This window comes from Planctomycetota bacterium, from assembly GCA_018242585.1.
Taxonomy (GTDB): Bacteria; Planctomycetota; Planctomycetia; order Pirellulales; family PNKZ01; genus JAFEBQ01.
This window is the reverse complement of sequence record JAFEBQ010000050.1, coordinates 1-11,686: the sequence shown is the minus strand read 5'-3', so window position 1 is coordinate 11,686 and position 11,686 is coordinate 1. Positions and strand designations below refer to the sequence as shown.

The 11,686-nt window shown below is 59.9% G+C and carries 7 protein-coding genes and 1 tRNA gene; 2 read left to right on the top strand and 6 right to left on the bottom strand.

Annotated features, from left to right (window positions below):
• Nucleotides 1–47: 47 nt before the first annotated feature.
• The 6 genes from JSS27_20950 to JSS27_20925 all read right to left on the bottom strand — a co-directional run bounded on the left by JSS27_20950 (nt 48) and on the right by JSS27_20925 (nt 9,856).
• Nucleotides 48–1,484, bottom strand: coding sequence for a hypothetical protein (locus JSS27_20950; GenBank protein ID MBS0211417.1), 1,437 nt, complete (start codon nt 1,482–1,484; stop codon nt 48–50).
• A gap of 64 nt (nt 1,485–1,548) precedes the next feature.
• Entirely contained in the window at nt 1,549–3,672 is a 2,124-nt protein-coding gene (gene pilM, locus JSS27_20945; protein MBS0211416.1) for a pilus assembly protein PilM, read from the bottom strand.
• A gap of 581 nt (nt 3,673–4,253) precedes the next feature.
• Nucleotides 4,254–4,754, bottom strand: a complete 501-nt coding sequence (locus JSS27_20940; protein MBS0211415.1) for a translation initiation factor IF-3 — start codon at nt 4,752–4,754, stop codon at nt 4,254–4,256.
• A gap of 289 nt (nt 4,755–5,043) precedes the next feature.
• Entirely contained in the window at nt 5,044–7,047 is a 2,004-nt protein-coding gene (thrS, locus tag JSS27_20935) for a threonine--tRNA ligase (GenBank protein MBS0211414.1), read from the bottom strand.
• Between the two features lie 231 nt (nt 7,048–7,278).
• Nucleotides 7,279–8,859, bottom strand: coding sequence for a hypothetical protein (locus tag JSS27_20930; GenBank protein ID MBS0211413.1), 1,581 nt, complete (start codon nt 8,857–8,859; stop codon nt 7,279–7,281).
• Nucleotides 8,860–9,013: 154 nt separating this feature from the next.
• Entirely contained in the window at nt 9,014–9,856 is an 843-nt protein-coding gene (locus JSS27_20925) for a trypsin-like peptidase domain-containing protein (protein MBS0211412.1), read from the bottom strand.
• 763 nt (nt 9,857–10,619) lie between these two features.
• Here JSS27_20925 and JSS27_20920 point away from each other — a divergent pair.
• Both JSS27_20920 and JSS27_20915 read left to right on the top strand, forming a co-directional pair.
• Nucleotides 10,620–10,706 (top strand) — tRNA-Ser (locus tag JSS27_20920).
• A 48-nt stretch (nt 10,707–10,754) separates the two neighbouring features.
• On the top strand, nt 10,755–11,686 hold a 932-nt coding region (locus JSS27_20915), incomplete at its 3' end, for an Eco57I restriction-modification methylase domain-containing protein (protein ID MBS0211411.1).

Sequence of the window (11,686 nt, the reverse complement as noted above, 5' to 3'; positions counted from 1 at the left end):
GGTCATTGACCGGGGGCTAAAGGTTCCGCGCTCCATCAAAGCTGGTCTTACTGCGGCTGATCGAAGTTCATCGGCGGCATCGGCACGCTGGCCGACGACGGCACCGGAATGCCGAACTCGCGCTTGGCCGGCGTGGCCGCCGAGCCCAAGCCGAGCTTGGACGCGTCGGGCCGATTGTACAAGTACACAATCCCACGAATCTCGACGTCACAATCATACGGGCCGCGGTCGGCTCGCTGCTCGATCGCGTTGCCCCCCAAGCCCGCGGCATCGGCCTTCTGGTCGACGTCCAAAAAGAACATCCGCACTTGCCGGACTTCGATCGGCAAGGCCTTCGGCTCGGGCGAATTGGCCAGCGCCGCCAACAGGTCGGGCACACGGCGCTGGTCCATCTGCAATCGCATCACGATCGGCAACTGCTTGAATTCGTTGAAGGGCGGTGTGGTCTTCACCGCTTCGGCCGGGACGGGCTTGTTCTCGCCGTCCACATAGCGGCCATCGATCAACTGGTCATCGGGGCTCAGCTTGTTCTCGTCGCCGGCCGCGCCTTTCTGGCCGGGAATCTTGACGTATTCAGCTTCGCTGCCGGGCATTCCTGGCGGCGACGCTCCGCCGCCACCCAGCGGGCCACCCATACCGCCGGGCAGGCCGGCCGCGGCGTCGGCATCGACGGGCATGACATCAACGCCCGGTTCTTGCTGAGCCGCCAGCGTGGCCCACTGCGCCACGTCGAGCTTTTGAACGCCGCGGACCACGGCGTTCAAGTGGTCGGTCGCGTCCCGGTTCATGTACAGGATCACGTCGATCAACGCCTCGAAGACCCAGAAGTCTTCCTGCGTCACATAGACTCGCACCGTCGAAGGGGTGATGTCCATGCGATAGCGGTCGAGCAGTGTGCTCCACTGGTCCTCGGGCCAGGTGACAATCCCGGTGAAGGCCGCCGGCGCACGGTGATTCGGGTTCGCGTTGGGATTGGCTCCCTTGTCGGCCGGCTTCACACGGCGAATTTTCACCTTTTCGATGATCCGCTTCATCTCCGGCTGGGCCACCAGGTTCTGATAGATTTCGCGCGTGCCGATCGGGATCTCGGGGACGCGAGGATCTCCGGGCGGGTGATTCTCTTTTTCTTCCTTGGAGCTGAGCTTCAATTCGCCGATGGCTTCGACTTCGGCCGGCAGCGGCCACTTCAGCAGCTTGTGCTGCGTCTCGTAAGCCAGTTCGGTGACCCGCAACGCCTGATCGCGAATCTTCTTATCCTCGGCTTTCAAGCCTTCGATAAACCGCTCGTTTGGATTCTGCTGTTTTTGCAACCTGCGAAGACGTGAACTCACGTCATTGATCTGCTTGGTATTCTTTTGGACATCCGCCTCCACTTGGCTGGTCGCCATATTCCAGCAGACAATTGCCGTCGCCAGCAGGATGAAGCAGAGCACCCAGAAGTTATTGCGCTTCAGCCAGGTGAGATAGACCTTCACCTTGTCCATATCGTTTCGCTTTCAGCTTGCGTTCGTTGGTCGCTAATGCTCGGTCGCCAGGTCATTCGCTCGTTTACTGGTTCATGGCCGCGGCGTCGGGGGCCGGCTTGGCGGCCGACTCGGCGGGCTTGAAGGGCTGCCAGCAGAACTGCACCTTGAAGTCATAACGCGGCTGCTCGACGATCTTGGGCGGCGGGGCCTGACCACCGCCGCCGGCGCCATGGTCGCCGCCATCCCCCTGCGGGATCGTCAGCTTGTAGTTCCAGTCGATGGCGGCGTCGCCCATCAACAACGGGTAAGTGATGCCCAGCTTTTTCACCGGGAACCGCGGTGGATCACCTTCCTTGCGTTCGCTGTCGGGAATGGGCACGGTGTCTTGTTCCAAATTCTTCATCAGCGTCCGGCGAAGGAAGTTGGCCCCCTGGTTCGTGGCTGGCTCACTGCGAATGTTTCGATAATGGTGCGCCGTGATCTGAATCACCCAACCTGGGCCAGTCGGCCCCGCGTCGGTCGGCGCGGTCGGCACCGGCTGCTGCGCGTTGGGGTCGGCGTTCGGGTCAGGCGGCGGCTGCTCGCCCGGTTGCGAGCCGTCCATCGAAGGCGCGCCCGGCGCGGGAACGGCCGGCTTGTGATGAGCGGCGTACCACTCCTCGAGCTTGGGGACAAAGCGGCAGTCAAAGCTGTCGATCTTGATCTCGTCGCGCAGCTTGATTTCTTCCTTGGGGCGTTCGCCGGCATTGCGCGGCAGACAGAGATTGACCGCCCGCAACAATTGCATCCAGGTGTCCCGGTGCATCACGTTTTGCACGATGCTCTGACCCACTTCATCGGTTTTGACAAACGCGGCCCGGTTCTCCTCAAATTCCTTCTGCCATTTAGCCGCGTCGTTAATCACGCTGTTTGCGTTATCCATTGGCTTCCGAAACGTCGAAAACTGATCTCCCTGCGGCGGATCGAGCGAGACGGCTTTGAGCGCCTCGGACCACATAAAGAAGCTAGCGCCAAAGCCGATCAACATCAGCGACGCCGCCAGCGCCACCCACGGCTTCTTGGCCCGAATCTTGCGGAACTGGATGATCTCGGGGGGCAGCAGGTTGGTGTTGAACCGCGCTTTGCTCAAGCCTTGCAGCGCCAGCCCGTAGCAGACGCCAAACGCCGGCAGGTTGTCGCGGAAGGCGGGCTGGTCGATCACGCCGCTGCCGCTTAGCCCGCGCAGGCTTTCCACCTTGGCCAGCTCGTGACCCAGATTCTGGGCCAGGAACTTTTGCAGGCCCGGCAACCGGATGGCGTTGCCAAGAACCAGAATGCGGCTGATCTTGGCCTTGCGATCGATGTTGTTCTTGAAATAGGTCAATGAGCGCTGCGTCTCGGAGAGCAGATCGTTGAACACGGGGCGCATCGCCTGGAACAGCGCCTTGGGATCCTCGGCCTGCGCGGCATTCCGCTTCAGATGTTCGGCCGTGGCAAAGTTCATCTTCAGGTCTTTGACCAGCGCCTTGGTGAAGTGGTTGCCGCCGACCGGCACGCTGCGCTGCCAAATACGGAACCCATTGGTCACCACCAGATCGGTCGATTCAGTCCCCAGCGACATCACCACGATGCTGTCGGGCGGGTTGTCGGGGTCGTATTCGTCCGGCGGCGGCAGGTTGGTCAACTGGTCGAAGACGACGTAGTTGTACAGCGCCTCGGGCGTCAACTGGATGACGTCGACTTCCACGTCGACGTCGTCGAACGGCTTGAGATACTTGTAAACCTGGTCGCGCTTCATCGCGAACAAGCCCACCTCCGAGTCGAGCGCGAACCCTTCGGTGGCCATGCCGCCGCTGAGTTGCTGAAAGTCCCAGACGACATCTTCCAACGGAAAGGGGATCTGCTGTCGGGCTTCGTAACGGACAATGTCGGGAATCTTCGAGGTCTCGACCGGCGGCAACTTGATAAACCGGGCCAGGCCGGCCTGGCCACCAACCGAGATCACCACCCGATCGCCGCGAACCGAATTGCGCGACAGAAACTGCTTGAGCGCTTCCACGACCAACTCGTTGCGATCGGCATCGGGCTGGCTGAGCAGCTTGGGATACTCGATGTAGTCGAAGGCAACGGCGGTGATGTGGCTACCGTCTTCGTTGGGGACACAGCGTAGCGCCTTGAGCGCGGAGTCGCCGATGTCGATGCCCCAGGTTGCGACCTGTTTTGCCATAGCAATCGTCTAGCGGGTTCGTATGAATTGGGCGCTGAAACAGCGCGATAAGTTTCGTCTGCCGAGCAGGACCATCGCCCGTCGGCGCGGTGTCACGATCAGCAAGCCGGCGTGACCCGGCGGCCTGGGCGCATGCGCATCGCTCGCCGTGAGTTGACAGCGCGCAACAGTCGATGCGCGCGGACAGCGGCGCTCGATACACCGGCGGCCAGTCAACGATCGGCAACAGCCGCGCAAGGCGCGTGCGTGGCGCGGTGACACCTCTCGTTCCGCAACCATCCACTCTACTAGCCGAAAAGCGCGACTGTCAACGAAAAACGGGGCAGGGCAGCGGTTTACGTTCGACTACGGCACTCAAGGCCAAGGGTTTCACCCGTGGGTCCAGTGCGCAATTCAATGGGTGGCAAGGCGGTTCCCCTGCCGTCATTCCCGCGCAGGCGGGAATCTAGGCGCGCGACCCAATCTCTAGATTCCCGCCTGCGCGGGAATGACGGACGAATAGGCAGGCCATTAGCCGCGTGCGAAGTATCCAGGAGATGAAAGCCCTGGATCTATTGGAGATACCTGTCTACGCGTCCGACCTATTTCGGTGCCAGGACGCAGATGATCCGCTTCCCCTGTTGGCTGGGGGGGGACTCGACCTTGGCGACGTCTTCCAGGTTCTTGATCACCTGGCGAACGACGCGCTGGCCTTCTTCGATGTGGGCCAACTCGCGGCCGCGGAACACGACCGACACGATGACCTTGTCTTTATGCAGCAGGAACTCGCGGGCGTGCGTGACTTTGACCTCGATGTCGTGCTCGCCGGTCTTGGGGCGAACGCGGATTTCCTTGATCTTGGTCTGGTGCGTGTGGGCCTTGTGCTGCCGCTTCTTTTGTTGGTACTTGAACTTGCCAAAGTCCATGATGCGGCACACGGGGGGCCGCTCGTTCGGCGCCACTTCGACCAGGTCCAAGCCCGCTTCGCGAGCCGAACTCAGCGCTTGATCGGTGGGAATAATGCCCAACTGAGCGCCGTCGGCGGCAATCACACGCACAGGAGAAATGCGGATCTGTTCGTTGACCCTCTGAGACCGTTCGATCGTAAACGTCCTTACACTCTGAACTGCAAAACAACTCAATAAGTTGGGTATCACCGGCTGCCGCGAACGCCGCGACGATGCCTAATACTTCAGTATCGGGTACGCGTCGGGCGACCGTCAACCGCCACCCGACAAAAATGTGGGCCGGGCCGGCGATTTCCGGGGCGACCTTCAACGGGGCGCGATAGTGCCCCGTGCGACAGCACGGTACGTGCTTGTCCCTAGCAGCCCGTAGCGTAAGCCGCCGGTTAGCGTGGACCAGAACAAGCGACCGTCAACGAAACGCCTCTTAATAGGCGTTTTCCGACTGGCGGTCGCCGAAGGCCGAGCCCCCCATCTTCGCCACTTGGCGGATTCGCCGCTCGGCCACCTCGGCCTGTAGCCGGGCGACCGCTTGCTCGATCGGCATGGCCCCCAGATCCCCCTCGATCCGATCGCGCAGACTAACCGTGCCCGCCTCGGCGTCGCGTTCGCCAATGACCAACATGTACGGCACCAGCCGAAGCTGGGCATCGCGCACCTTGGAGCCGAGCTTTTCGCTACGGTAATCCCCCGACACGCGAAAACCGGCTTGCCGCAGTCGGGCTTCGACCTTGCGGGCGTACTCTTCGGACTTTTCGCTGACAGTCAGCACTCGCATCTGTTCCGGCGCGAGCCACAACGGAAACGCTCCGGCAAAGTGCTCGATCAGCACACCGATGAAGCGTTCGAAGCTCCCCAGCGGCGCGCGGTGAATCATCACCGGACGGTGCATCGTGTTGTCGGCGCCGACGTATTCGAGCGCGAACCGCTCGGCACTGGGCAAGTTGTAGTCAAGCTGCACGGTCCCCAACTGCCATTCGCGTCCCAGACAGTCGGTGACCACAAAGTCGGCTTTCGGTCCATAGAACGCCGCCTCGCCCGCTTCGGCCTGGGCATCGATGCCCAGGTTCTTGCACACATCGGCTAGTTCGCGCTCGGCCTGGTTCCAAACCTGGGCCGAGCCGACGTACTTGCTGCTGGCTGGATCGCGGAAGCCAAGCCGCACGCGATAGTCGGTCAGCCCCAGCGTCTTCAACACGTATTGGGTCATTTCCAGGCAGCCGCGGAATTCATCGGCCACCTGGTCGTGAGTGCAGAACAGGTGCGCGTCGTCCTGAGTGAACGCACGCACGCGGGTCATGCCGCCAAGCTCGCCCGACTTCTCATAGCGATACACCGTGCCGAACTCGGCCAACCGCACCGGCAGCTCGCGATAACTGCGCGGCTTGGACTGGTAGATCATGGCATGGTGCGGGCAGTTCATCGGCTTCAGCAGATACCGCTCGCCTTCTTCCATCTCGATCGGTTTGAACTGGCTGTCCGAGTAGTAAGGGAAATGCCCCGAGGTCTCGTATAGTTCGACGCGGCCGATGTTCGGTGTGTAGACCGGGTCATAGCCGCGACGGAACAGCTCGTCGCGAATGAAGCCTTCGAGAATACTGCGGATGATCGCGCCGCGCGGCAGCCACAGAACCAACCCCTGCCCCACCATCGGGTTGATAGTGAACAGTTCGAGCGCCTTGCCCAGCACGCGGTGATCGCGCCGTTTGGCCTCTTCGACCAGCTTGAGATGAGCTTCGAGTTCTTCCTTGGTGAAGAAAGCGGTCGCGTACAGACGCTGTAATTGCTGACGCGAGGAGTCCCCTTTCCAATAGGCGCCGGCCACGCTCAGCAGCTTGAACTCGCCGACGAAGCTAGCGCTCGGGATGTGGCGCCCGCGGCACAGGTCCAGGAACTCGCCCTGGCGATAGAACGACAGCGAAGCCTGATCGACGAGCCCGGTGTTGATGTGCTCGACCTTCAAGGTCTGCTTCAGGTCGTCGCAAATCTTGATCGCTTCGGCGCGGGGGACGTCGATCCGCTCGAACGGTTCGTCTTCCTTAATGATCTTGCGCATCTCGGCTTCGATGGCTGGGAAGTCTTCCTCGGTCAGCTTGTGCGGCAATTCAAAGTCGTAGTAAAAGCCGTTCTCGATCGTCGGCCCGAACGCCAGTTGCACGCCGTCATACAAGCGCATCACGGCGCGGGCCATGATGTGGGCGCACGAGTGACGCATGATCCGCAACGACTCGGCGTCTTTGCGCGTGAGGAGCTTAAGCTCCACCTGGCCCGAGGCGGGCAGGGGGGTGGTCATGTCGACCGTTTGGTCATTGACGACCGCGGCCACGGCGGCCTTGGCCAGCCGGGGACCGATTTCCTGGGCGACGTCGAGCGGGCGAACGGGACGGGAATATTCCTTGGTCGATCCGTCGGGCAACTTGACCGAAAGCATGAATGGCGCGCCTAACTGGTGCCAGCGATGAGTTGTCGTTGCCGCCGATGCGACGCCGATACAAAGGGCGTCCCAGTCCGTAACACCAGCAGCCAACCCACCGTAAGCCGGAAAGTATAGCGAAAACCGGCCGGCAGGGGCAGTTGTAATAGACACTCCGCGAGCCGCCGAGGTTCGGCCACTCAGACCGTTCCGAGTTGGTCCGCTGCCGCCTGACGAAGCGGCAGGGCCTCATTCCTGATCCGCGCCGAACCGTTCAAACACCGCTTGCCCGCTCTTGTTTTCAATTGAGATGATCACGTCGATACGGCGGTCGGCAAAATCAGCCGGCACGTTCCAGGTGAGCTTGCCATCAGCGCTCAGCGCCATGCCATCGGGGCCGCTATCAAGTCGGGCGGTAAACTCGGCTGGCTTGGAAACCACTTCCAGTTGATAGCTGAACTCTTCACCTTTGCGAAATGCGCTCGGCGGCAGCGACGAGACGTATAGATAGTCATTGCCGCTCGCGTCAAGGGCCTCGCGGAGGTCAAACTTACGCACCATCAATCGATCATTCGACAGCGGAATGTAAAGAAACTGACCAGCTTGCACGACATAAACAAACCGCTTGTCAAAAGTAAAGTTGCTGCGATTCCAGCCGATCAGTTTTTCGGGCGCGCCGAGCTCAATGTCGGGTAATGTTGCCACGGGGACTTGTCCCGACACGGAATAAATCGTGGCAATCGTCTTGTCGTTTTGCTTGGCATTATTGCGAATAGCCGGAATCTGCGGCGCGGGCAGGTTCACGAAAAAACGGGGATGCGTCGTGGGAACGCAATAGCCGCGAACGGAACCTTGCGCAATCTGATCGGAGCGAAATGTTCCGTAATTGCCGGTCATGACATACGAGCCGTCAAAGTTCGGCGCCAAGTAAGAGGCAGACGAATGTTCATAGGCATACTGCCCCCGACTTCCAGCCAGGCGAAGCACGTTGATCCCATTGGGAGATGTTTCGGTGGCCCACCAGGTGAACGTACGGCCGTTTGCCGAAGCCCGAACCAGAGAATCAGCCCGGCAGTCGCGCGGAGACGAGCCTTCGATCTTCACATCCAGTTGGGCCAACGATTGGAGGTCGATAAACCTGGGAGCATGGCCAGGTGTCTTGGCCGAATTGTTTGCGATCAAGGGGCCTTGCGACGCATAGCCCAAAGCGATCGCTGCCGTTGGATCAGGCAGTGTCAGCGTGCGGCGCGTCTCACGTTCAAACGTGTCCAACGACCAGCGCTCGATCGTCCCAGCGGACGGCGAGATAATCACCAGCTTGTCCTGCCCCGCGGCAATCAGCGCGTCGTCCATGGCCAACGAAAGGTAGCGGACGATCTTGACTTGATTCACGTCGTAGACCGCCAGCTTGCGGCTGTTCTTCAGATACAGCAGCACCAATTGTCCTCCTCGCGCCACCACCACGTCGGCGATCGGGTCAGGCAAATCAATTTGCCGCGATTCGCCCGAGAACGGCTGGAACGAAGTGGTGGACATGGCCGCCGGAAGGCTGCTGGCGGCCGCAAGTATTGCGACTGTTCCTTCTTGCTTGGCAATTTCCTGGCCGGCCAGCCGAACGGTGAGCGTGTACTGCAATGGCTCGCGGTGCGGTTCGGTATGTCGAATCTCGATGCGTTTGATCGCGGCGATATCCAGTTCGACCGTCGCCCCCCCGAGATTGAATTTTGCAGGTCGCAATCCCACTGGCTTGCCGCCGACACGAGTGCCGTCGCGGCGCGTGACTTGAACAGGTTGCTGATTCTCGAACAATCGCACATTGTCGAAACGCAACGACTCTCCATTCACCGAAAACGATTGATTGAGCAGTTTTCCTTCAACTTTCCCACTGCCGAGCGTTGCGGTCGCGTCCAACCAGACATCCTGCCCGTCTGCATTGACTTTTGGGCTATCCGGCTTTGGAATCGCCACGAACTCGCCGACATATTTACTTTCCGCCCCCCGTCGAGTGGCGAACTTTCGCACCGGTTGCCCCCCCCCCGCGCAATTCGAGCTCAACTACATATTGCTCGGCGGTCTTTGCCAGCGACACGATCGAGGCCTCGAACGATGTGGTGGCACTTTGCTCCTCGGCCTTGATGGCCGGTGGCGTAAACGAAACGATCGGCTTGGCAAGCAAGGCCTCTAGCTTGCTGGTGGGGATGGCAAAGTTGACCCCTGTGGCAAAGATGCCAGCGTTGACAACCCCGATGAGTTTCCCATTCTCATCGATGACAGGGCCACCGGAGTTGCCAGGGTTCAGCGTGGCGTCAAGCTGGATACGATCAAGCTTGCCCTGCTTGCGCCGCAAGGCGGTGACGCGCCCGATGCTCACGCTGACTTCGGGAAACTTTTCCGTTTTGGCTGCCAGTTGCTTTCCGAATGGAAAGCCAAATGTCGTGGCTGACATCGTTTCAAAGAGTGCGGTGTCGTCGCCCAACTCCAGCGCCGTCAACCCTTCGGCATGATCGACTGCCTTTAGAATCGCCAGGTCCGCTTCCACGTCGGTTCGCAACACCCGCGCCAGCAGCTCGCGCGGGCGATCGCTGCTTGGATCGACGACGAGTTGCAGCCTTCCGTTGTTGGGAAGCTTTTTGACCACATGCTGATTCGTGACGAAGATTCCTGACTCGGCATCGATACAAAACGCCGTCGCCGATCCCTCGGCACTCCCAAAATGAACGAAGGCCGTCGCAGCTTTGCCCCGAGCGACTGACTCTCGGGTTGGCTCGGCAGCGATGGGGGCCACAAGCCCAGCCCAAAGGATCAATGTTAACGATGTGCGCAACATTTTCTGCCTTCCTTCATTGGAACCGCGTCCGGCTTCGTGTACGCCTCAGGCGCGGGTGTCATCTGGTTGCCAGCCAGCGGCCTCCATTTAATCAGTGGCGATGTCCTGAAACAATCCTCTGCTCCGTCCAGTGTTGTTGGATTCTAGGCCACTTTATTGCTCGCCCTGGGCATCGCTCAGATTCGCCTTGCGGCATTGATGTCCAAGTAGCAGGCGGTGATTAAAGTGCCGTTTTGGCGTGAATCGAAGGTTTGACGGCGAAACCGTGGCTAATCGGATGCAATAATCCTCGGCTGACGAACTGATCCTGCCTTTCTCGCGCAAGGTGCCCTATGACGATTCATTCTTTGACGCGAGTGCCACTGGCCGTGGTCGCTGGGGCAGCGGTGCTGCTGACTCCGACCTGGGGCAGGGCCGGTCGGTTTCGCGCATTTCGCAGTCGCGAGTCTGCCAATTACCATTCGCAGCCCTCGCCATCCGTTCGCTCGACACCGTCGTCGTCGACCTGGTATCCAGCTCAGTCGCCGAGCTACAACAGCCGCTGGTCCGACTACAACTTCGGCCGCCAGGACTTAGACGTCTATCCCAACCGGGACTAGCGGCGTCTCGCCCGCGACCTGCGCTCCCAACCCTCGGCTCATTGAGAAGTGTGGGGGGATTCTCGATTCAACGCCACAACCCAACCTAGACACGGCAGCGAACTCGACCGCCCCTAGTGTGCCTACTGACAGAATTGGTAAACTGGCGGGGCGAACTCGCAGCCGGATGGGTGGCTGAGTGGTTTAAGGCAGCGGTCTTGAAAACCGCCGATGTCGCAAGGCATCCGGGGGTTCGAATCCCTCCCCATCCGCTTTCTCGCGTCGCCCAGTCATCACGGATGCTCCGAGAGTGCGCCAGCATGGAACAGGCATTCAGTGTCTACCGCAAGATCGACGATTCGCCGCAAGTAGCTGTGCATGGCCAGGTCTTTACCAAGCCACATATCGTTGCGTTGATGCTCGATCTTGCGCAATACACCGGTGAGCGATCAACAAAGTTGCTGGACCCCGGCTGTGGCGAGGGAGCATTCACCGTAGCGGCGGCCGTTCGGCTTGTGCATGCCGGAGGGATTCCGGAATCTTTTGCTGAAGTCGCCGATTGCATCTTCGCGATTGATCGAGATCACGACGCGGTTGCCATTTGCCGAGATCGCGTGGCCGAAGCACTTGTGACCGAAGGAGTCTCGAAGAGCCTGGCGAACAAGTTGGCAGGTCATTGGGTCGTCATCGGCGATTTTCTAGAGCATGATTTCGATCGCAAGTTCGATTTGGTCGTTGGCAATCCGCCCTACGTTCGGCAGGAAGCAATCCCCAAAGCAAAACTTGAACGATACCGATCGTCGCTCAAGTGCTTTTACGACCGTGCCGACCTGTACGTCGCCTTTTTTGAGCGAAGCTTGCAACTGCTGGAAAAAGAGGGGCGGCTCGCATTCATTTGTCCTGACCGATTTGCCAAGAACAAGTATGGCAAGAAGCTGCGGGGATTGATAGCGGAGCGCTTCGCTGTCGAATATGTACTCGATTTAGCGCAAGCATCTCCCTTTGAACCTGACGTGACGTGCTACCCAGGCATCTTCGTCATGCGGCATGGAGCGCATAAGAAACATGTTGATTACTTCAGATTGACCGACGCCACTTCCAAAGAATGCGACTACGTGCGTCGCAAGGTGACGAATGGCGCAGTCACCTACCACCGTTATGACGAATGGTTCAAGGGCGAGCAGCAATGGTCGATCGAATCACCTGACCACTTGGCATTGCTTCGCCGTTTAGAGCCTGTTATTGACTTAAA

Bases quoted from the DNA above. Each gene is read 5' to 3' on its own strand.
- thrS (MBS0211414.1), bottom strand. From the start codon at position 7,047: ATGCTTTCGGTCAAGTTGCCCGACGGATCGACCAAGGAATATTCCCGT.
- pilM (MBS0211416.1), bottom strand. From the start codon at position 3,672: ATGGCAAAACAGGTCGCAACCTGGGGCATCGACATCGGCGACTCCGCG.
- JSS27_20950 (MBS0211417.1), bottom strand. From the start codon at position 1,484: ATGGACAAGGTGAAGGTCTATCTCACCTGGCTGAAGCGCAATAACTTC.
- JSS27_20925 (MBS0211412.1), bottom strand. From the start codon at position 9,856: ATGTTGCGCACATCGTTAACATTGATCCTTTGGGCTGGGCTTGTGGCC.